Origin of the sequence: Fulvimarina manganoxydans (genome assembly GCF_900176465.1) — a bacterium.
Lineage (GTDB): Bacteria > Pseudomonadota > Alphaproteobacteria > Rhizobiales > Rhizobiaceae > Fulvimarina > Fulvimarina manganoxydans.
In genome coordinates, this window is record NZ_FWXR01000011.1 from 95337 (window position 1) to 116088 (window position 20752).

The 20752-nt window shown below is 64.3% G+C and carries 25 protein-coding genes; 17 read left to right on the forward strand and 8 right to left on the reverse strand.

All coding sequences use genetic code 11. The annotated features are described in order from the left end of the window. Positions 1-77 precede the first annotated feature (77 nt). From B9A15_RS13030 to B9A15_RS13055, 7 genes are all read left to right on the forward strand, one after another. Complete coding sequence (locus B9A15_RS13030; protein ID WP_084410525.1) at positions 78-524, forward strand: host attachment family protein; 447 nt, start codon at positions 78-80, stop codon at positions 522-524. Between the two features lie 168 nt (positions 525-692). After that, positions 693-929: a hypothetical protein gene (locus B9A15_RS13035; RefSeq protein WP_084410526.1), complete on the forward strand. Its 237-nt coding sequence runs from the start codon at positions 693-695 to the stop codon at positions 927-929. Between the two features lie 92 nt (positions 930-1021). After that, on the forward strand, positions 1022-1420 hold the full coding sequence (locus tag B9A15_RS13040; protein ID WP_084410527.1) for a hypothetical protein: 399 nt from the start codon (positions 1022-1024) through the stop codon (positions 1418-1420). A 38-nt stretch (positions 1421-1458) separates the two neighbouring features. Then, entirely contained in the window at positions 1459-1734 is a 276-nt protein-coding gene (locus tag B9A15_RS13045) for a DUF7218 family protein (RefSeq protein ID WP_084410528.1), read from the forward strand. A gap of 366 nt (positions 1735-2100) precedes the next feature. Beyond that, positions 2101-3471, forward strand: a complete 1371-nt coding sequence (locus B9A15_RS13050) for an L-lactate MFS transporter (protein WP_084410581.1) — start codon at positions 2101-2103, stop codon at positions 3469-3471. 23 nt (positions 3472-3494) lie between these two features. Continuing rightward, a complete protein-coding gene (locus tag B9A15_RS23650) occupies positions 3495-3626 on the forward strand; it encodes an MFS transporter small subunit (protein ID WP_280173797.1) in 132 nt (43 codons plus the stop codon). A 143-nt stretch (positions 3627-3769) separates the two neighbouring features. Beyond that, positions 3770-4666, forward strand: coding sequence for a LysR family transcriptional regulator (locus B9A15_RS13055; protein WP_170923285.1), 897 nt, complete (start codon positions 3770-3772; stop codon positions 4664-4666). A 140-nt stretch (positions 4667-4806) separates the two neighbouring features. Here the strand turns inward: B9A15_RS13055 and B9A15_RS13060 are convergent, their stop codons facing one another. From B9A15_RS13060 to B9A15_RS13070, 3 genes are read right to left on the reverse strand one after another with little or no spacing between them, the layout of a single operon-like run. Further along, positions 4807-5754 carry a 2-hydroxyacid dehydrogenase gene (locus tag B9A15_RS13060; protein ID WP_084410530.1) on the reverse strand — a complete coding sequence of 316 codons (948 nt, stop codon included), beginning with the start codon at positions 5752-5754 and terminating at the stop codon, positions 4807-4809. 52 nt (positions 5755-5806) lie between these two features. Then, entirely contained in the window at positions 5807-6760 is a 954-nt protein-coding gene (locus B9A15_RS13065) for an NAD(P)-dependent oxidoreductase (protein WP_280173799.1), read from the reverse strand. Positions 6761-6782: 22 nt separating this feature from the next. Further along, positions 6783-7625: a fumarylacetoacetate hydrolase family protein gene (locus B9A15_RS13070; RefSeq protein WP_084410532.1), complete on the reverse strand. Its 843-nt coding sequence runs from the start codon at positions 7623-7625 to the stop codon at positions 6783-6785. A 267-nt stretch (positions 7626-7892) separates the two neighbouring features. On the opposite strand from B9A15_RS13070, the gene B9A15_RS23005 reads away from it, so the two are divergent. Further along, positions 7893-8030 carry a hypothetical protein gene (locus B9A15_RS23005; protein ID WP_170923286.1) on the forward strand — a complete coding sequence of 46 codons (138 nt, stop codon included), beginning with the start codon at positions 7893-7895 and terminating at the stop codon, positions 8028-8030. A 39-nt stretch (positions 8031-8069) separates the two neighbouring features. Here B9A15_RS23005 and B9A15_RS13075 read toward each other — a convergent pair whose 3' ends face one another. Continuing rightward, positions 8070-9056 (reverse strand): DUF808 domain-containing protein, encoded by a 987-nt coding sequence (locus B9A15_RS13075; RefSeq protein ID WP_084410582.1) that lies wholly within the window; start codon positions 9054-9056, stop codon positions 8070-8072. A gap of 256 nt (positions 9057-9312) precedes the next feature. Here B9A15_RS13075 and dnaQ point away from each other — a divergent pair, with 256 nt between their 5' ends. From dnaQ to B9A15_RS13105, 7 genes are all read left to right on the forward strand, one after another. Further along, positions 9313-10056, forward strand: coding sequence for a DNA polymerase III subunit epsilon (gene dnaQ, locus B9A15_RS13080; protein WP_084410533.1), 744 nt, complete (start codon positions 9313-9315; stop codon positions 10054-10056). Between the two features lie 430 nt (positions 10057-10486). After that, entirely contained in the window at positions 10487-11266 is a 780-nt protein-coding gene (gene minC, locus B9A15_RS13085; protein WP_084410534.1) for a septum site-determining protein MinC, read from the forward strand. A 45-nt stretch (positions 11267-11311) separates the two neighbouring features. Next, positions 11312-12127, forward strand: a complete 816-nt coding sequence (minD, locus tag B9A15_RS13090) for a septum site-determining protein MinD (protein WP_084410535.1) — start codon at positions 11312-11314, stop codon at positions 12125-12127. Then, the gene (gene minE, locus B9A15_RS13095; protein WP_084410536.1) at positions 12124-12387 is read left to right on the forward strand and encodes a cell division topological specificity factor MinE; all 264 of its coding nucleotides are present in this window, start codon (positions 12124-12126) and stop codon (positions 12385-12387) included. The genes minD and minE overlap by 4 nt, the downstream gene beginning before the upstream one ends. Positions 12388-12487: 100 nt before the next feature. Then, positions 12488-12637: a hypothetical protein gene (locus B9A15_RS23010; protein ID WP_170923287.1), complete on the forward strand. Its 150-nt coding sequence runs from the start codon at positions 12488-12490 to the stop codon at positions 12635-12637. 171 nt (positions 12638-12808) lie between these two features. Further along, positions 12809-13690: an SDR family oxidoreductase gene (locus tag B9A15_RS13100; protein WP_084410537.1), complete on the forward strand. Its 882-nt coding sequence runs from the start codon at positions 12809-12811 to the stop codon at positions 13688-13690. A gap of 131 nt (positions 13691-13821) precedes the next feature. Beyond that, the gene (locus tag B9A15_RS13105; RefSeq protein WP_084410538.1) at positions 13822-14325 is read left to right on the forward strand and encodes a hypothetical protein; all 504 of its coding nucleotides are present in this window, start codon (positions 13822-13824) and stop codon (positions 14323-14325) included. A 14-nt stretch (positions 14326-14339) separates the two neighbouring features. Here B9A15_RS13105 and B9A15_RS13110 read toward each other — a convergent pair whose 3' ends face one another. Both B9A15_RS13110 and B9A15_RS13115 read right to left on the reverse strand, forming a co-directional pair. After that, positions 14340-15611 (reverse strand): ATP-binding protein, encoded by a 1272-nt coding sequence (locus B9A15_RS13110; RefSeq protein ID WP_244556941.1) that lies wholly within the window; start codon positions 15609-15611, stop codon positions 14340-14342. 3 nt (positions 15612-15614) lie between these two features. Further along, positions 15615-16337 carry a response regulator transcription factor gene (locus B9A15_RS13115; protein ID WP_084410583.1) on the reverse strand — a complete coding sequence of 241 codons (723 nt, stop codon included), beginning with the start codon at positions 16335-16337 and terminating at the stop codon, positions 15615-15617. Positions 16338-16677: 340 nt separating this feature from the next. On the opposite strand from B9A15_RS13115, the gene B9A15_RS13120 reads away from it, so the two are divergent. Both B9A15_RS13120 and ypfJ read left to right on the forward strand, forming a co-directional pair. Further along, positions 16678-17481 carry a hypothetical protein gene (locus B9A15_RS13120; RefSeq protein WP_084410540.1) on the forward strand — a complete coding sequence of 268 codons (804 nt, stop codon included), beginning with the start codon at positions 16678-16680 and terminating at the stop codon, positions 17479-17481. A 235-nt stretch (positions 17482-17716) separates the two neighbouring features. Next, on the forward strand, positions 17717-18628 hold the full coding sequence (gene ypfJ, locus B9A15_RS13125; protein WP_084410584.1) for a KPN_02809 family neutral zinc metallopeptidase: 912 nt from the start codon (positions 17717-17719) through the stop codon (positions 18626-18628). 369 nt (positions 18629-18997) lie between these two features. Here the strand turns inward: ypfJ and B9A15_RS13130 are convergent, their stop codons facing one another. Together B9A15_RS13130 and B9A15_RS13135 are read right to left on the reverse strand one after the other, a co-directional pair. Next, positions 18998-20155: a glutathionylspermidine synthase family protein gene (locus B9A15_RS13130; RefSeq protein WP_084410541.1), complete on the reverse strand. Its 1158-nt coding sequence runs from the start codon at positions 20153-20155 to the stop codon at positions 18998-19000. A gap of 4 nt (positions 20156-20159) precedes the next feature. Further along, positions 20160-20741: a DUF1190 domain-containing protein gene (locus tag B9A15_RS13135; RefSeq protein WP_084410542.1), complete on the reverse strand. Its 582-nt coding sequence runs from the start codon at positions 20739-20741 to the stop codon at positions 20160-20162. Between the last annotated feature and the right edge of the window lie 11 nt (positions 20742-20752).

The following is a 20752-nucleotide window of genomic DNA, read 5'->3' on the forward strand; positions in this document are numbered from 1 at the left end:
CTTTCACGGGCTGGCCTTTCGAGGTCCGCCCGAAGCCTCAGGGCATTCAAACACAACAAAATGTCGGAGGACACGTCATGAGCGATGTCAAAGTCGACTATGAGACCTGGATGCTGATCGCCGATGGCGAGAAGGCCTTGTTTTTGAAGAATCTCGGCGATGCCGAACTGCCCAATTTCGAGGTGCAGCGCGTCGAGGAGCACGACAATCCGAGCGACCGTGAGCAGAGCGCGAACCGACCCGGCCGCCTCTCCGATGGTGGGGTGAACCATCGATCGGCTGTGGAAGATACCGATTTCCACCAGCTGGAAAAGGAGCGTTTCGCCGCCGAACTCTCCGACATCCTCTATAAGATGGCCCATAAGAAGCGCTTCGAACGGATCGTGCTCGTCGCCCCGGCCAAGACGCTGGGCGAGTTGCGCGACCAACTCCACAAGGAGGTCAAGGACCGCGTGGTCGGCGAGATTTCCAAGGATCTGACCAATCATCCGATCGATCAGATCGAGAAGGCGATGGTTGCCTGAAACTCGGCGCCGCATCGCGCACCCACTGGTTCTCCGCCATTCGCGTTAGGATGGCGATCCGGGCGCTCGGTCTTTGATTGTATTGTGCCGATTTTTTGCAAGGGGCGTGCCGACGGGCGCGCCCCGGTCGTTTGTTTTTGAAAGAGACGGGAAAGGTCACTCGCCTCCATGTCCGATTTCGATCCGAAAGAGACTCGTCAGGGCAGCAAGGGGACGCCAATCCTTCTGATCCTGATCGTCGCCTTGGCGCTCTGTGCCGTCGTCTTTATCGGTCTTGGCATCTATGGCTGGCTATCGCCCGATCCCGAGAGCGCACTCGATATGTCGTCGCCGGCCCCTGCGATCGAGGCGTCCGGTGAACCGGATGGCCCGGTCGAGCCCGGTGAGCCCGCGACAGCTCAATAATTGGCTTTGAGCAGCGGCGTTCGTCCTCCTCAACGAGGCAACTCTTCTGCGCTGACGCCGTTGTGCTCTGCAAGAGAACTAAGGAGTCCGTCATGTCCGACCGCCCGACCCCTCATCAGGCCGATATCCTTCCCGTCGATCAGGCGGTGGGTGGCGATGCCGACAGCCCCGGCATCGCGCAGCCGGTGACCCAGGACGAGATCGACGATATTTTGAACGATCAGACGATGCCGATCGAGGAGCGTCAGATGCGCCTCGAAGACATCCGCAACCGGCTGGGTGTTCGTGACAGCGCCGATCGAGGCTCCGATATGTCGGCGCTCGAATATCAGATCGACGAAGCGCTCAATCTCCTGGCGGACGGTGGCCATGTCTATGGAACGCTGGAAGGGGCGGGCATCGACCCGTCGGAGCGAGCCGATACACGCTCACCCGACGATGACGAGAGCCTAGGCGCCCCCGATGCCGTCGGCGGGCGCGAGCCGCGTTGAGGTGTCCGCCCGGACGATCTGGCAAAAGGAGCGATCCGATGGCCCGCAAAGACAATGAAGACAATCCAAGCCTGAAGAATCCTGACCTCTACGAGGATTTACGCGATCAGGGTTATTCGAAGTCGAAATCGGCGGCGATTTCGAACGCGCAGGCTAATGAGAATATGCACCCGTCCAAGAAAGGTGGGAAGAGTCCAACCTATGAGAAATGGACGAAGGACGAACTCTACGACCGCGCCCAGGAGTTGGACATCGAGGGCCGGTCGGGCATGACGAAAGACGAACTGATCGGGGCTCTTCGCAAAGGTCAGTGATCGTGAGATGGCGGGTGCGATAGGTGCTCGCCATTTTTGCGTCCACCAAACGGTTGATCTTCCATTGTCCGAATCGCCGAGATGAGGCGCGATGACCGGTGGGTGCCGCGCCGGTTTCGAGGCTGCCTTCATGCGCCCGGCGATTAAACTGATCAGCTCTCGATAATGCTGAACGCATAGCGGCCAGCGCGTCATGCTTGGATAGATCATGTGCGCAAAATACCGCACTGATAGGATTTTGGTTGTAATTTTTTCAATTCCGACTGCAATCTGTCTTGCATCTTGGACGGATTCCGATCTCCTATAGCTCGATTTCATCGATCGCTTCATTTCAGATCGATCGAAATTCTCTATGGGAGGATGAGCATGTCTACGGCAACAACGGCCGGCAGCGGGTCGTCGGGCTGGCTTTCACGCGAGCGCACGATCGCCAAGCCGGGATTCAATCGGTGGATGGTCCCGCCTGCAGCCCTCTGCGTGCATCTGTGCATCGGCCAGGTCTACGCCTTTTCGGTCTTCAACAAGCCGATGTCGCTTCTGATCGGCGGCGACCAGCCGGCCCCGGCCGATTGGTCGATCCCGGCGCTCGGCTGGATCTTCTCGATCGCCATCGTCTTTCTCGGCCTCGCCGCGGCCTTTGGCGGAGCATGGGTGGAAAAGGTCGGTCCGCGCAAGACCATGGCGACGGCGGCACTGCTCTTCGGCGGTGGCTTTATCGTCGCTGGCTTCGGAATTGCGACGCACCAGCTTTGGCTCGTCTATCTCGGCTATGGCGTTCTGGGCGGCTGCGGCCTCGGCCTTGGCTATATCTCGCCGGTGAAGACGCTGATGACCTGGTTTCCCGACCGTCCCGGCATGGCGACGGGCATGGCGATCATGGGCTTTGGCGGCGGCGCCTTCATCGCATCGCCGCTGTCGGTCTTCCTGATGAATCAGGTGGGTGTCGCTGGCGCCTTCTTCGTCCTCGGCGTCATCTATTTCATCTATATGATGGTCGGCGCGACGATCGTTCGCACGCCGGCCAAGGGCTGGGCGCCGAAGGGCTATGTCGCCCCGACCAAGTCGAAAGGCCTTGTCACTAGCGCCAATGTCCATGTGGACGAGGCCTTGAAGACCAAGCAGTTCTGGCTGCTCTGGGGCGTTCTCTGCCTCAATGTGACCGCCGGCATCGGCGTTCTCGGACAGGCCTCGCTGATGAGCCAGGAGATGTTTCCGGGCGTCATCACGGCGGCGGCGGCGGCCGGTTTCGTCGGGCTTTTGAGTCTCTTCAATATGCTCGGCCGCTTCTTCTGGGCCTCGACCTCCGACTATATCGGGCGCAAGACGACCTATATGATCTTCTTTGCCCTCGGCATCGCGCTCTATGCCGCTGTTCCCTTCGCCGGTCAGATCGGCTCGGTCGCGCTCTTCGTTCTCTTCTATGCCGTGATCCTGTCCATGTATGGCGGCGGCTTTGCCACCATTCCGGCCTATCTGAAGGATGTCTTCGGCACGCGCTATGTGGGCGCCATCCACGGCCGCCTTCTCACCGCCTGGTCGGTCGCGGGCGTCCTCGGACCGGTGCTCGTCAATTATATCCGCGAATATCAGATCGCCTCGGGCGTGCCGAAGGCCGAGGCCTATACCGTCACCATGTATATCATGGCCGGACTGCTCGCGGTTGGTCTCGTCCTCAATCTGATGATGACGCCGGTCGATGAGAAGCATCATCTGGCCGCCGAACCGGCGACGGCCTAAGCGAAAAGAGGAGGAAGAACTCGATGGCTCAGAACGAATCCACGACCACCACCGGTTCGGCCAAGCTCTATCTTGCTTGGGCCTTTGTGGGGGTTCCCCTGGCTTGGGGCGTCGTCATGACGCTGATCAAGGCGATGGATCTCTTTGCCGGATGACGAGATGATCGGCGAGCATGGCTCGGTCTATGCTTGCCCGCAGCTTCGGTTCTTGAAGCGATGACACGGCCCGCATGGTTTTCATCCATGCGGGCTTCTTGTTCTATGGTTGTTCGGTATCGCGTCTCATGAAAGGCCGTCTCATGCAGGATCGGCTCGAAATGTTCATCACCCTCGTGCGCGAGCGCCATTTCGGCCGCGCCGCCGAGGTCCTCGGCGTGACCCAGCCGACTCTCTCCTTCGGCATTCGGGCGCTGGAAGAGCAGCTCGGCGCTCCGCTGGTGCGGCGCGGCTCGCGCTATCAGGGGCTGACCCCGGAAGGCGAGCGGATCTACGAACGGGCGCTGAGGATCGTGGCCGAGACCCGCGCGCTGAAGGAGGACGTCCACGGAGCCTCGGGGGAGGTAAGCGGGCAGATCCGGCTCGGCGCCGTGCCAACGGCCTTGACGCTCGCCGCCGAACTCGTCTCGGCCGCCCAGAAGGCGCATCCCAAGCTCCGCTTTCGCATTCTCTCCCAGACTGCTGGCGAGATTGCTGATGGGCTGGGGCGGCTCGATCTGGAAGCGGGCTTGAGCTATGCGCGGCCGGGCGATAGCGAGCTGTTCGACCATGTGCCCTTGGTCGAGGAGCGCTCCAGTCTCCTCGTCCATCAAAGCCATCCGATGGCCAAGCGGCGCTCGGTCGACTGGGGCGAGGCGGCCTCCCTGCAGCCCTGTCTTCTGACGCCGGGCATGACCAATCGCGCGATCGTCGAGACACGGTTTGCCGCCGTTGGCGTCACCATTTCGCCGGCCGTCGACAGCAATTCGATCCTGGCGCTGACCGCTCTCGTCAAGCTCGGCGATCATGCGATCATTCTGCCCGAACGCCTTGCGCGCTCACTGGCCTCCGGCGCCCCGCTTACGGTCGTGATGATCGAGGACGAGGCCGGTGATGTCGGCGAGCCCGGCCGGGTGGGCCTGCTTCTGCCCCGGCGCAGCGCCCCGCCGCCCTCGCTCGTCGCTTTCAAAGAGGTGGCGCTACGTCTGGCCAAAGGGTGAGGGCTGCGCAGCTTGGCGCGTCTTCGCTCGGTCGCGCTCAAAGATCGCTGAGGCTTAAGATGTTAATGTCGATGGGGCATTGGGCACCCCCGGCTCGCAAGAACAGAGCCGGGGATGCCAAGGCATAAAGCCTTCCGACCTCAAACCACCGGCGAGATCAGCGGGTCGCCCTTCAGATGGGCGCGCAGATTCTTGACGACGAGATCGCCCATGGCCCGGCGCGTCTTGTGGGTCGCGCTGCCCTGGTGGGGGGCGAGGACCACATTGTCGAGGGCAAAAAGCTCTTCCGGCACTTTCGGCTCTTCCAGGAAGACGTCGAGCGCTGCGCCGCCGAGCTTGCCGGATTTGAGAAGCTCCACCATGGCCGGCTCGTCGATCAACGTGCCGCGCGCCATGTTGACGAGGCAGCCATCGGGGCCGAGCGCTTCCATGACGTCGCGCGAGACGATCCCCTTGGTCGAGGCCGAGCCCGGCGCGATGACCACCAGCCAGTCGACGGCGCGGGCCATTTCGGTGAGGTCGGCATAGAAGGGATAGGGCTCGTCCGCCTGATGGGTGCGGCCGTGATAGACGACTTCCATCTTGAAGACCTGCGCCCGGCGGGCAATCTCCTTGCCGATGCGGCCGAGGCCGAGAATGCCGACCCGCTTACCCGTGAGTTCGGCGGTCAGGGGATAATTGCCTTTCGACACCCAATCGCCGGCTCGCACATAGGCATCGGCCTGAGGAATGCGGCGGCAAAGCGCCAGCATCATGCCGAGGGTCAGTTCGGCGACGGCATCGTTGAGGACGTCGGGCGTGTTGGTGACGCGCACATTGTGTTCGCGCGCCGCCTTCACATCGACCGCATCGTACCCGACGCCGAAGGAGGAGATGACCTCCAGCTTCGGCAGCGCGGCGATGACATCGGCCGAACAGCCATGATGGCCGCCGGTCGCCACGAAGCGGACGCTGTCCTTCAGCTTGTCGAGCATCGCGGCCTTGTCGTCCGCCTCGAAATAGCGGTGGATGGTGAAGTCCTGTTCGAGGGCTTCCACCATATGGGGCGGGAAGGGCGAGATCTGCAGAAGGTCCGGCTTGTCGGTCATGGCGCGTCCTCGATGGGAAAATGAGGGAAGGGGCGTGAAGACGTGAAGGACGTCAGGCGGTCTTTTCGGGTTCTTGAGTGGGGCCGGAGCCGAGGCGCTTGCCCTCGTTGATGGACTCCAGCCAGAGAAGATAGGCGGAGTGGTCGTGGCGCCCCATCTTCATGTCGCGGGCGAGCGCGTGGAAGGCGTCGCGCGTCTTCTCGGTCAGCGGCAAGGTCAGGCCCGCAACCTTGGCGACCTCGAGGGCGTTCTCGATGTCCTTCAATTGCAGATGAAGCGGCCCGCCGGGCACGAAATTGCGCTCCACCATGCGCTCGCCGTGAAGCTCCAGAATACGCGAGGTGGCAAAGCCGCCCATCAGCGCCTGGCGCAGGGCGGCCGGATCGCAGCCGCCTTCCTGGGCGAGCAGCATCGCTTCGGACACCGCGCCAATGGTCACGGCGACGATCACCTGATTGGCGAGCTTGGCGGTCTGGCCCGCCCCGTGAATGCCCACATGGGTCGGCCGGCCCATGGCGCAGAGAAGTGCCTCGGCGGTTTGGAAGTCGTCGGCATTGCCACCGGCCATGATGGCGAGATTGCCGTCGATGGCGCCGCGCTCGCCGCCCGAAACCGGTGCATCGAGATGGCGCCGACCGCGGCTTTCGAGTTCATTGGCATGATCGCGGGCGACGGAGGGCTGGATCGACGACATGTCGATGAAGAGCGCACCCTCCTTGGAGGCCTCCGCGACGCCTCTCTCGCCGAAATAGATCTCGGTCACGATCGGCGAATTATCGACCATGGTGATGATCGCATCGGCATTCTTGACCGCGTCGCGTGGATCGTCCGCGACGGTCGCGACATCGGCGAGCTTCTCGGCCTTGTCCCGCGTGCGGTTCCACACGGTGACCTCGAAGCCCGCTTTGGCGATGTTGCGGGCCATCGGCGCGCCCATGATGCCCGTTCCGATCAGGGTGACGGTCTTGATTTCCATGGGCGAGCCCTCCTCTTGCCTGCCGCTTATTCTTGCGTGTGTCGAACCGGCCTTAGGCCGGAACGACCACCTGGCTCTGCTCGCCGAGACCCTGGATCGACAGGGTCATCCGGTCGCCCTCCTTCAGATAGACCGGCGGCTTCATGCCCATGCCGACGCCCGGAGGCGTGCCCGTCGAGATGACGTCGCCCGGCATCAGGGTCATGAACTGGGAAAGGTAGGAGACGACGGTCGGCACGTCGAAGATCAGCGTGTTGGAATTGCCGGTCTGACGACGTTCGCCATTCACGTCGAGCCACATTTCCAGATTGTGCGGATCGCCGACCTCGTCCCGGGTCACCAGCCAAGGGCCGAGCGGACCGAAGGTGTCGTGGCTCTTGCCCTTGGTCCACTGGCCGGAGCGCTTGGTCTGGAAGTCGCGCTCGGAAATATCGTTCATGACGGCAAAGCCCGCCACATGGTCCATGGCCTCGTCCTTGGAGACATATTTGGTGCGGCTGCCGATGATGACGGCGAGCTCGACTTCCCAATCCAGCGCCTTGGACCCGCGCGGCAGTTCCACATCGTCATTCGGGCCGCACAGGGCGTTCAGCGCCTTGGCGAAGACGATCGGCTCCTCCGGCGGCTCCGCGCCGGTTTCGGCGGCGTGATCCGAATAGTTGAGGCCGATGCACAGGATCTTCTGGAGACCGGAGACGCAGGGACCGAGGCGCGGATTGCCCTCGACGGCCGGCAGCGTGGACGGATCGATCTCGGAGAGACGCTTGAGGCCCGCCGGCGAGATGGTGTCGCCGCCGATATCGGGCACGAGGGCTGACAGATCGCGGATCTGGCCATTCGCGTCGAGAAGGCCGGGCTTTTCACGCCCGCTCGGTCCATAGCGCAAGAGTTTCATGAGACATGCCTCCGTCAAGAATCAGGTCGAAGCGCCGCTGGAGCGCTTGCAGCGGTCACCGCCATACCGCCTGTCGGTCTTAATGTATACATTGGTTGGCTGCAAAGGCGATCTCTGGGCGAGAAGGCTGGCGGAGATGGGCGAAGGAGGCTCTACGCCGAACGCTTTTCCATCCGCCAGAGGCGGCAGTTCCATCGATCGAAGCTTGCGGAGATCGAACGGGCAGCCGATAGATCGTCATCCGTTCTGATCGTTGGAGATCATCCGATGCGCCTTGCCGCCGCCCTGTCCGCTCTTTCTGCTCTTCTGTTCGTGTCCGCCTGCGCCAGCCCCTCGCCGGAGGTCCGCAGCGCGAAATGGGAGGACAATGCCGCGCTGATCACCGGACCCGCGACGGAATACTGAGGTTGCGCCGGGCGATCGGTCCGACCGCTCCCTTGCTCCTCAATGCCCGGCCTTGGCCGTGCCGCCGGTGAGGGCGTTCCAGAGCGGCGCGATCACCTTGCCGACGATCGGGATGAGGATCAGACCGGCCACGAGGCCGACGACACCTGAACCGGCGGCAAAGACCAGCCAATGGATGAAGCCTGACAGGGCCTCGACGGCGTGGGCGACGCTCTCGGCCACGGCCTCGATGGCGTGTTCGGGGGCGGCAAAGCCATATTCGGCCATGCCATGGACAAGGATGCCGCCGCCGACCCAGATCATCGCGGCGGTGCCGACGATCGCCAGGATTTTCAGGAAGTAGGGCATGCCGACCACGAGGCCGCGCCCGATCGCCTGGATGACGGCACCGCCGCCGGATTTCGCCATCGCAAGACCCACATCGTCGGCCTTCACGATCAGTGCGACGCCGCCATAGACCACCACCGTAATGCCGATCGCGACCACGGCGAGGATCACTGCCTTCATCCAGATCGAATCCTCGACCGGAATGGTGGAGAGGGTGATCGCCATGATCTCGGCGGAGAGAATGAAGTCGGTCTTGATGGCGCTGGAAACCTTCTGGGCCTCCAGGGCGGCCGGATCGGCAGGCTTGGCGCCGGTCTTGGCCTCATGGGCATGGGCCTTGTGCGGAAACAGCGCCTCGAAGACCTTTTCGGCACCCTCATAGCAGAGATAGAGGCCGCCCAGCATGAGGAGCGGGGTGATCGCCCAGGGCGCGAAGGCGCCGAGGAGGAGGGCGATCGGCAAAAGGAAGACCAGCTTGTTCTTCAAAGAGCCGAGCGTGATCTTCCAAATGATGGGAAGTTCGCGCTCGGGCTTGAAGCCGGTGACATAGCGCGGGGTGACAGCGGCATCGTCGATGACGACGCCGGCCGCCTTGGTGCCGGCCCGCGCCGCCTGGCCGGCGATATCGTCGAGGGAGGCGGCCGCCACCTTGGCGAGCGACGCCACATCGTCGAGAAGCGCGATCAGTCCGACACTCACCTTGGCCACCTCGTTCTTCGAGCAAAGAGGGAGGGCCGAGTCGATTCAGCCGCCCGGAACGGGTTATAGTCCGCCAATCGCGGGCGTCGAAGAGCGGGCGTCCGGCCGACGATCGGGTAAGCGTAAACGAAGCGGGAACAAATGTCGCTTATCGGTGGACGAGCCCCTTCGGCCGCTCCGCCGCTCTTGCCTCGGGCGGTGCGAACGGGGTTCAAGACACGGCAGGATCAGGCAAGACAGGCAGAAGGTGGCGGATATGCGCGAGATCGTCTTCGACACCGAGACCACCGGGCTCGACAACAGCCTCGACCGGGTGATCGAGATCGGCGGCGTCGAACTCTGGAATCACATTCCGACCGGCAAGACCTTCCATGTCTTCGTCAATCCGGACGGCAAGAAGGTCGATCCGGCCGCCTTCGACGTCCATGGCATCTCCAACGAATTTCTCACCGACAAGCCGCGCTTTGCCGAGATCGTCGACGACTTCGTCGCTTTCTTCGCCGATGCCAAGCTGATTGCGCATAACGCCTTCTTCGACGTCGGCTTTCTGAACGCCGAGTTGAAGCGGGTCGGCCAACCGCCGATCGAGCCCTCGGTGGTCATCGATACGCTGTCCATGGCACGGCGCAAGTTTCCCATGGCTCCGGCCACGCTCGACGCGCTCTGCTCGCGCTTCTCGATCGATACGAGCCGGCGCGAGAAGCATGGCGCGCTTCTCGATTCAGAGCTTCTCGCCGACGTCTATATCGAGCTGATCGGCGGTCGCCAGTCGAGCCTCGGCCTGGTCTCGGCCGCCGATGCCTTGGAGAGCGAAGGCGGCGGGCAGGGGGCGATTTCCGTCGGCCCACGAAAGGTCCCGCTCGCACCGCGCCTCTCCGATGCCGAAAAGGAGCGCCACCGCGCCTTCATCGCCTCCCTCGGCGACGAAGCCCTGTGGTGGCGCTATCTGCCGCGCGAGGTGGCGGAGGACGAGGTGCCGGCGCTTGCCGCGAATGGCTGAGCGCGGGGGCGTCTCGGGCATGTCCTTCCCGGATTGATCGGCCAAACCGCTAGACTTTGAAAGCGCGGATGCGTCCCGCGACGTTTCGGCTTCTCTCTCTTGGGGAGAAGTGCCGGGAGGCGATGAGGGATAGCCGGGGCCTTGATCAGAGTTATGCCGATCGGCGCAAACCCCCATATTGCTTGAGCTTATTCCCTCATCCGCCGTTCGCGCATCTTCCCCCCTGGGGAGAAGTCGTGGGTGCTTGCCGCCGACTGTCGACATCAATCGCCAAAACCTCCAGGGGAGCCGCGGCCGGTCGCAGTCACGACGTTTTTGTCAGATCCCCGGAACCCCCTGAAAACACGTCAGCCCGGCGCATGCCTCGATCCTTAACGTCTTATCAACCCGAACCTGCCTTCATGACGCGATCAACGAACCGTTAAGCAATATGACCGAGACCTTGACCGATACGCGACCAATCCGGCTGAAGGGACGCTCCTTCCTGGCGATCCAGCTGTCGCCGGAACTGCCCTTCGACAACTGGCTGGCGCGTCTCGACGACCTGGCGCGTCGCTCGACGGGCTTCTTTCTCGGACGCCCGATCGTGCTCGATGTGGAGGGGCTGGATCTCGACCAGGATCAGCTGAAGGATCTCATCGCGGAGCTCGGCGAGCGGGGCGTTCGGATCATGGGTATCGAGGGCGCCCGGCCATCGATCCTCGGCCTCGGCATGCCCCCGGCCATGCGGGGCGGGCGTCCGGCCGCCGACTTCGACCCGCCCGCCGAGACGACGCCCGAACCTGTCGCGGCAACCGGCAAAGCAGAGCCGGGCGAGGCGAGCGTCATGGAGCGCCCGGCCGAGGCAAAGCCCGCCGCTACGCGCTCCGAGCCCGTCCGGGCAATGCCATCCCTCATCGTCGATCGGCCGGTCCGCTCGGGCCAGTCGATCATCTTCCCGGAAGGGGACGTCACCGTCCTCGGCGCCGTGTCGTCAGGCGCCGAGATCGTCGCGGGCGGCTCCATCCACGTCTATGGCGCCCTGAGGGGACGAGCCATGGCCGGCTCGGTCGGGCACTCGGAGGCGCGGATCTTCTGTTCCAAGCTCGAAGCCGAGCTCGTTGCGATCGACGGGCTCTACAAGATGGCCGAGGACATCGACCGGCGTCTCGTCGGTCAGCCCGTCTGCGTCTCGCTCGATGGCGAGACCATCAAGGCGGACCTCATCTAAAGATCAATCTCCCGGCGATGAACGCCGTGGAAGCAGGAGAACGACATGGCAAAGACGATCGTGGTGACCTCGGGCAAGGGAGGCGTCGGCAAGACCACCTCGACAGCGGCACTTGGCGCAGCCCTCGCCCAGCGAGGCGATAAGGTCGCCGTGGTGGATTTTGACGTCGGCCTTCGCAATCTCGATCTGGTGATGGGTGCCGAGCGGCGGGTGGTCTTCGACCTCATCAACGTGCTTCAGGGCGACGCCAAGCTCACCCAGGCGCTGATCCGCGACAAGCGCGTCGAGACGCTGTTTCTTCTGCCCGCTTCCCAGACCCGCGACAAGGACAACCTCACCGCCGAGGGCGTCGAGCGGGTCATGGAGGAACTGCGCGCCGATTTCGACTGGATCATCTGCGATTCGCCGGCCGGCATCGAGCGGGGCGCGACGCTCGCCATGCGCCATGCCGACATCGCGGTCGTGGTGACCAATCCGGAAGTCTCCTCGGTTCGCGATTCGGACCGCATCATCGGTCTTCTCGACGCCAAGACGGCCAAGGCCGAACGCGGCGAGCGCATCGAGAAGCATCTTCTCCTGACCCGCTACGACCCGATCCGGGCCGAGCGCGGCGATATGCTGAAGGTGGACGACGTCATCGAGATTCTGTCGATCCCGCTGCTCGGCATCATCCCCGAATCCATGGACGTGTTGCGCGCGTCCAATCTCGGCGCACCGGTCACCGTCTGCGATACGCATACGGCGCCCGCCATCGCCTACACCAATGCCGCACGTCGCCTCGCCGGCGAAGAGGTCCCCATGACCATTCCTGGCGAAAAGCGCGGCTTGTTCGGCAAGTTCTTCGGCCGGAGGGCTGCATGAACCTCTTCAGCTTCTTCCAGAAGCGGTCGAGCGCGCCGGCGGCGCGCGAACGGCTGCAAATCCTTCTCGCCCATGAACGCGCGACCGTCGGTCATTCCGACCTCGTCGCCATCCTCCGCGAGGAGATCATCCAGGTTATCGCCAAGCACATTCAGGTGGATGGCGAAAAGGTCTGCGTGAAGATGGACAAGGGCGACAACGTCTCGACGCTCGAAGTGGATATCGAAATCCCGGCGAGCGCGAGCCTGCGCGCGGCCTGACGGCCTTCTCTCGCGGAAGGGCGTCGGTCACGCCTGCGATCCACCGCCCGGCGACCGGATCGGCCGCCGGCGGTTCCTGCCAAGACATGGAGAACCGGACATGAGCAGAGCCACACTCCTGCAGCGCCTGGACGAGCTTCAGGCCCATCCGAAATTCGCCAAGCGGGACATCAAGACCGTCAGCGCCATTCTCTCGCTCGAAGCCCTCGCCCAGCACGTGAAGGTCTGCGAGGAGAGCGCCGCCCGCTGAAGGTCAGCGCTCCCGGCGAAGCAATTCCATCCGATATGACGAGAGCCCGGCGATCACCCATCGCCGGGCTCTCGTCGTTTTGGGGCATTCGACGTGGCTGTGCGATTTCTGTTGCCGCTCGGCCTGCCGCGTTCCATGTTCCCGCCACGCAAAACCAGGAGGGGACCGACTATGGACAGTTTGAAGGGCAAGACCCTATTCATTTCCGGTGGATCGCGGGGCATCGGACTGGCGATCGCCTTGCGGGCCGCCAAGGACGGCGCCAATATCGTCATCGCCGCCAAGACCGACAAGCCGAATCCGAAGCTGCCGGGCACGATCCATACGGCGGTCGAGGAGATCGAGAAGGCCGGTGGCCAGGGGCTCGCCGTCACCTGCGACATTCGCGAGGAGGCCGAGGTCGAGGCCGCCGTGGCAAAGGCTGTCGAGCGCTTCGGCGGGATCGACATCGTCGTCAACAATGCCTCCGCGATCCAGCTGACCGGCACGCTTCAAACCGAGATGAAGCGCTACGACCTGATGCAGGGGGTGAATGCGCGCGGCACTTTCCTCGTCTCCAAGACCTGCATTCCGCATCTGAAGGCGGCCGACAACCCGCATATCCTGACGCTTTCGCCGCCTCTCGACATGAAGGCGAAGTGGTTCGCGCCCCATGTCGCCTATTCCATGGCGAAATTCGGCATGTCGCTCGTCACGCTCGGCCTCGCCGCCGAGTTCGAGAAGGACGGGATCGCCGCCAATTCGCTTTGGCCCCTGACCGCCATCGACACGGCGGCTGTCCGCAACGTGCTCGGCGGCGACCAGATGGCGCAAATGAGCCGGAGCCCGGAGATCGTTGCGGATGCCGCGCATCATATCCTGACCCGGCCCTCCCGCCAGATGACGGGCCGTTTCCTCATCGACGAGGTGGTGCTGCGCGAGGCCGGCGTCACCGACTTCTCGGCCTATGGGCCGAGCGGTGGCGGCGAGCCGGTGGCCGATTTCTTCGTGCCCGACGAGGTGGTGGCGAGCGTTCCGACCAAGCTGAGGCATCTCTCCTTCGGCCATGGCTGAGGGGGGCGATCATCCGAACGCTCTGATTGTCGATCGAACAGATGAGCCGGCTGTCGATCCTGCTTGACGCCGCGTGAAGCACGCCGCATGAGGCTCTTCGGGGATTTTCGACTTCGAGGGGGATCGACGTCATGTTCGCGCGCATCACGGGCCTTGCGGCCATCATCGCCGCGGTCGCTTTGGCCGGTTGCACCACCACGCAGGAAGCCAATGAGGCGCTGCAAAGCCGCTGGGTCGGCCAGCCGAGCGACGCCTTCTTCAGCCAATTCGGGCCGCCGGCCACCGCCTTTCCGCTCAATGACGGTGGCCAAGTCTATACCTGGCGCGGCGGCGATACCGATCGCCGGATCCCGGCCCAGTATCGGATGATGACCGAACAGGAAAAGAAGAACCAGGCCAGTTCGCCGTCGACGATCATCAACATCGCCATGGGTGGCATGTCGACCGGCCCGTCGACCTATGTCCCGCCGGGCCAGGTGCTCGTCTCGCCGGAGCGCACCGAGCGTCTCGGTTGCGAGGCGCAGATCGGCGTCAACGCCTCCGGCATTATCACCTCGATCCGCACGACGCGCGACACCGATGGCGCTGGTTTCAGCTTCAGCCGCTGCGCCGAGGTCTTCGGCGTCACCAGCTGATCGGAGGCGAGCGATCAGGTGGCAAGGGGCAGGCGGACCGTCTGCCTCAACCCGCCCTGCTGGCGGTTTTCGATGGTGATCGAGCCGCCCATCTTTTCCACGATTTCCTTGGCGATCGCCATGCCGAGACCGGCGCCGGGCTTTGAATGCCGGCGGCCGGGATCGACGCGGAAGAAGGGCTCGAAGGCTCGGTCCAAGAGCTCAGGGGGAATGCCGGGACCCTCGTCCTCGATCACGACGATCGCGGCGCCCGTTTCTCGCTCGAGATGGGCGCAGGCCGCCCCGCCATGCATGGCGGCGTTCTCCATCAGATTGCGCAGCGCGCGCTTCAAGGCCAAGGGGCGCCCCGCAACGACGAGATCCGGCGGGCCGGCTTCCTCGAACGCCGCATCATGGCCGATCTCGGCCAGTTCGTCCGCGATCTCGCTCATCAGCGCGCGAAGGGCCACCTTTTCGCTCCGTTCGGGATCGACCTCCTCGCGGACCAGACGAATGGCGCTGTCGGCGATGCGGTCGATCTCGGCGAGATCGGCAAACCAGGTCTCGCGCTCGTCTTCCGGCAGGAATTCGGCCCGGAGGCGCATGCGTGTCATCGGCGTTCGCAGATCGTGGCCGGCGGCGGCCACCAGCCGCATCCGGCTTTCGACACCGGCCTTGACCCGGGCGGTCAGACGGTTGAGCGCCATCGCGGTCTGACGCACCTCCAACGGCCCGGTTTCGGGAAGCGGCGCGGGCAGGCCGTCCGGCCCGACCGTCGCGATCGCCCGTTCCAGGAGCCGGAAGGGCCGCGTCATCATGCCGGCGACGAAGAGGGCGATGGCGGCCGAGCCGAGAACGACAAGCGCAAGATAGGCCACGAAGACCGGCCAGTTGCGCGGCGGCAAGCCGATATAGGGAAGATAGGCCCAGCGGCCGGGGGCAAATTCGAAGGCGAGTTGGCGGGCGCGGCCTTCGACATCGATGACCATGCGCAAGGGGATGTCGAGACCCTCGCGGGCCAAGTGGCGCGAAATGCGCCGGCGCTCTTCCACTAGAAGGCCGGGCGCTTCGCGCGGCTCCGGGCCGACCTTGATGCCGAGCCGGCGTGCGGCGTCTGGATCTTCGCCCAGCAGCGTCGCGACGATGCGCACCTCCTCCGCGAAAGTCTCGTGGAAGCTCGACCGATCCGGTCGCTCCAGCATCTGGATCGAGACGAGGGCGGCAAGAACCACCACCGCGAGGATCGCGCCGACGAGGAGGAGGGCGATGCGCGCCCGCAAGGACCGCATGAAGCGCGGCAGTCTCACGGCTCAGCCCCCGCGCTTTTCGACCGGCACGGCGAACTGATAGCCGCCATTGCGGACCGTCTTGAACATCTTGAAGACGCCATTATCGGAGAATTTGCGGCGCAGTCGGCTCATGGTGACGTCGATCGCCCGGTCATAGGGCTCGACATTGCGGCCATGGAGAAGGTCCATCAAGACATCGCGCGACAAGACCCGGCCGGGCCGCTCCAAAAAGATCAGCAGGAGGTCGAATTCGGCGCCGGTCAGGGCGATCGTCTCGCCATCGGGCCGCGTTACCTGGCGCCGGTCCGGATCGGCGATGAAACCGTCAAAGACATAGCTCGTGCCCGAACTTGCCGCCGGCAACGCGTCGTGATTGCCCGTTCGGCGCAGAACGGCGCGTATGCGCGCGGCGAGCTCGCGCGGATTGAACGGTTTGCCGAGATAGTCGTCGGCGCCGAGTTCGAGGCCGACGATCCGGTCGACATCCTCCTTCAGCGCGGTGAGAAGGATGATGGCGAGCTCGGGCCGGCGATCCTTGAGGTCGCGGCAGATGTCGAGCCCAGAGCCATCAGGCAGCATGACATCGAGCACGACGAGATCAACCCGGCCATCGGCGAGCTTCTGCTCACAGCTTTTGCGGTCGGTCGCGAGCGTGCAGCGAAAGCCCTGGCCTTCGAGATATTTGCCGAGAAGCCGGCCGATTTCGGGATCGTCGTCGACGACGAGAATAAGAGGAAGAGCCATCTCAGCCTCAGCCTGCGCATGGGTCGGCGAGCGCGGAGCGACATCGACAGGCCCTTGGGCTTGGCGAGTGTCCGGCGCTTCTGCGGATCTCGGGAGTGCGACCTTGTCGGGTCGCGTCTCCCACTGAGGCTCTTGAAACGTCGTCATGGCGAAATGAAGCCTCAAGCCGGGCGGGAGAGCGAGCGGCAAGTTTTTGCACAATGTTTCTGAGGCCGGCTTGGCAATGTTTCGCAACAAAACCGGGCCCGCCCTGTAACGAAACGCGACATTCGGCCGTCATGTGGCAACATCGGACCCTTAAGTTTTGGTGCATCGACAACGAGATGAGGGAGACCGTCTCATGAGATATGCACCGAACCGTCGCGCCAAACTTGGCTTTGCCGCGCTCGCCAGCGCCGCCGTCCTGACCGTGAGCGCCGCGGGCAGCGCGTTTTCCCAGAGTCCGACGCCGCCCCAGATGCCGAACGCCGCCGCTCAGAGCGATGCAGCTTCGCCAGCGGGCCGCGAAGGCGAGAACCGCAGAGGCGGTGAACGGCACGCCTGGAACGGCCATCATGGCAAGCATGGCGGCAAGCATCATGGACGCCGGGGCGGCCGGGGCCCGATGATGTCGCCGGCCGCCGTCGCTGCCGGGCTCGCGACCTTGGAGACCGGTATCGGTATCACGCCGGAGCAGATGGGGCCGTGGCGTGACTTCACCGGCGCGGCGGTCGCCTTCTCAGAAGCCGTCCAGCCGCCAATGCGCGGACCTGGCGGCTGGCGCGGCAAGGACGACGCGCGAATGATGCCGAGTGCCGAAGCCGAGCAGGGCGCGAGCACCGAGACGGACGGTGAGGCCGACGCGGTTGCCCCCGCGGATGGCCCGGACGGGGCGCCGATTGGCTCGAACGCCGCTGGCGGGTCGATCTTTCCCTTCGCCAACAGGATGGCCGATCGGGCGATCGCCGCAGGCGAAGCCGGGCAACGCCTGAAGAGCGCCATGACCAATCTCGATGGCGTCCTGACTGCCGAGCAGAAGCAGACGGCCCAAACGCTCGTCCGCTCCATGATGCGGGAGGCGCGGGACCATCGCCGCGGCGAGCGTGAACGTCCCCATCGCGGCGATCGTGAAGGCCCTCGCCATCATCGCGGCGATCGTGGCTGACGGCCATTGATGCAAAATCAACGCCCCGCCCGGTCCCGAAGGGGCCGGGCGGTTGGCTTACAGGCTTCACCAAATCTCCACGCGAGCGCCCATTGTCTGCAATCCAGCGCTCATCGCTCCTCTCATGCCCTCGCCAGACTGGTCGAGAGCCGTCGTCTCTGTATCTTCGTCACCCAATAGGATGCGGCATGGCGCCCTGATGGGAGCCGAGGCCCGGGTCGAAGATGGAGGGCGCATGCGCTGGCGTGGACGCAGACAGTCGAGCAATATCGAAGACCGGCGCGATGGCGGCGGCGGGTTCAGCTCCGGTGGCCGCAGGCCGGGAGGCTTGCGCATTCCCGTCAAGGCGGGCGGTGGGGGCGGCATCGCCCTGATCATCATCGTCCTGATCGGCTGGTTCGTCTTCGGCATCAATCCGATGGCGCTTTTGAGCGGTATGGACGATGGCGGCAGCTACCAGACGAGCCAAGTCGACACGCGCCAATCTGGGCCGGGCGTTGCCGGCACGGCCGATCAGACAGACGATTTCGTGGCGACGGTCCTTGCCGATACCGAGGATGTCTGGACCCGGCGTTTCGAGGCGGCGGGCGAAACCTATCCGGCCCCGACGCTCGTCCTCTTCGACGATCAGGTCCGCTCCGGCTGCGGTCTCGCTGGTCTGGCGACGGGCCCCTTCTACTGCCCAGCCGATCAGAAGCTCTATATCGATCTTGCCTTCTTCCGCGAATTGGAGACCCGCTTCGGCGCGCCTGGCGATTTTGCCCAGGCCTATGTGATCGCTCATGAAGTCGGCCACCACATCCAGAATCTGACCGGCGTCCTGCCCAAGCTCAACGAGGCGCGTCGCTCTCTGCCCGAAGCCGAGGCGAACGCCCTTTCCGTGCGCGTCGAGCTGCAGGCCGATTGCTATGCTGGCCTTTTCGCCCACGACATCGGGCAGGCGAACTATCTGGAGGCGGGCGATATCGACGAGGCGCTCAACGCGGCCTTCCAGATCGGCGACGACACGCTGCAAAAGCGCAGCCAGGGCGTCGTCGTGCCCGACAGTTTTACGCACGGCACGTCCGATCAGCGACGCGAATGGTTTCAGCGCGGCTATCAGACCGGCGACTTCGGCGCCTGCGACACGCTTCAGGGGCGGTTGTAGGGGGCGCCCTGATCGCCGGGGCGAACGAGCGCGATCGGGCTCGAGACATGGTCGGTAGAGATTGCCCTTCCGCCCGCCTTCGAGCGGCATGAAAGGCTTGGCATGGGTCCCCAGCCCTGGCGGGCCGAGGATGACGAAGCGGGATGGTTGGCGCTTTGGCCCTCAGGGCTTGAGCCCAGCCTGGCAGCCTGTGAGCCTGGAAGCACGCGCTCCTTCGAATCTTGCGAAATGGTCCGCCACCGCGCACACAACCTGGACGCTCGTCATCCTCGACCCGACAGGGTCGGGAACCCATGCCAAACCGCTTGCGACGCCTGCGAACTGTCGTGGTTGCGCATCGAAGCGCTCAGCGCGGCCTACGCGCACTTCTCATCCGACAATCGCATGGGGCACGAAGCGCGAGAGGTTGCGCGTGATGCGGCTCGTATCCTCGCGAAGGCCGAGGCCGCAGGCCGTCTCGCCGACGATCCAGGCCCCGAGAACGGCGTGGCGGCCGTCCGTCTCGAAGAGCCGCGTCAGCTCCTGGACGACGAACCCTTCCGCGCCATAGTCGCCCTCGGTCGTCTCGGTCTCGACGCCGTTCTCGATCACCGTGACATTCTCGCCCTCGCGCGAATGGAGCGGTTTCTTCACGGCATTTTCCATCTCGCCGGCGCGCGGATCGTCGGCGAAATAGGCCGGGAGAAGGTTGGGATGGCCGGGCGCCCGCTCCCAGAGGAGGGGCAGGATCCCCTTGTTCGACAGGATCGCCTTCCAGGGCGGCTCGACCCATTGGGTTCCGGCGCGGGAAAGATGCTCGGCGAAAGGCTCGCGCAGCATGTCTTCCCACGGATAGAGCTTGAAGCAGAGATCGATCGTGCGATCGGACAGATCGGTGAAGCGGCTTGTCGCATCGACGCCGATCTGGCGGATATCGAGAAGCTCGGTGCGGTGGCCGGCCTGGACCGCGCAATCCATCAGATAGGCCGCCGTGCCGCGATCCTCGTCGCTTTCTGTATAAGCGGCGAAATGGAAGATCGCGTCCTTGGAGAAGGCGGCGAAGGCCTCGATCAGCGCTTCCTGGATCGAATTGAACTGATCGGCGTCCTCGGGCAGGGCGCCGGCCTCGATATTGTCGATCAGCCAGTTGTATTGAAAGAAGGCCGACTCGAAGATCGAAGTGGGCGTATCGGCATTGTATTCGAGGAGTTTCGCCGGCCCCGTGCCGTCATAGGCGAAGTCGAAACGGCCATAGAGGGGTTTGTCGCCCGCCTCCCACGAACGGCGAACGAGATCCTGCATCTCGTCCGGAATGGCGAGCCGGGTCATCATCGCCGGGTCGCGGACCACGTCGGCGACGATGTCGAGGCACAGGGCGTGAAGCGCCTCGGCCGGGTCCTCGATCGCCTCCTCGATCTCGGCGAGGGTGAAGAGATAGGCCGCATCGTCGACCCAATAGGGCTCGCCATACATTTCGTGAAAGCCGAAACCCACGGCCTCGGCTTTTTCGCGCCAGTCCGGCCGCTTGGCGAGGGCGATGCGTTTCACGCCGTCAGCCCCCGAAGAAGCCGCGCGAGGAGGAGCGCCCGCCGAAGCCCGAGCGCGACACCGTCCTCGTATTGACGTTGACCGGGCGGGAGACGCGCTGGCCGTTGGAGATCCCGCTTGTCACCATGTCGCCGGAGCGCGTCCGGTAGATCGGCCGGGAATAGCTGTAATTGGGGCCGCCCACATAATTGCGATAGGCGCCATAGCTCGCCAGATTGCCGATGGCGGAGGAGACCAGATAGCCGGTCATGAAGGGGATGAAGAAGGAGCCCGTATCGCTGCCGGCATTGGTGCTGCCATCGGCGGCCGCCACCGACTGGGAGGAGAGGCACCGCCCGTCGCCATATTCCTGTTCGCAGGCCGCCTGGCTGTTGAAGTGCGGCGCGCTCTGCAGATGGGCCTGGAGCGCGCGCTGATATTCGGCCTGGCAGATCTGCAGGTCGACCCCGCTCGCGGCGCATTCGGTCGGATTGTCGAAGACCACTTCGGTGGGCTGGTCGTCGCCGCAGCCGGTGAGGATCGCGGACGTCGCCGCGATCGTGCCGAGGGCGAGAAGCGGGCGTCGCCCAAGTTTTCTCTGGCGCATGTCTCGTCTCC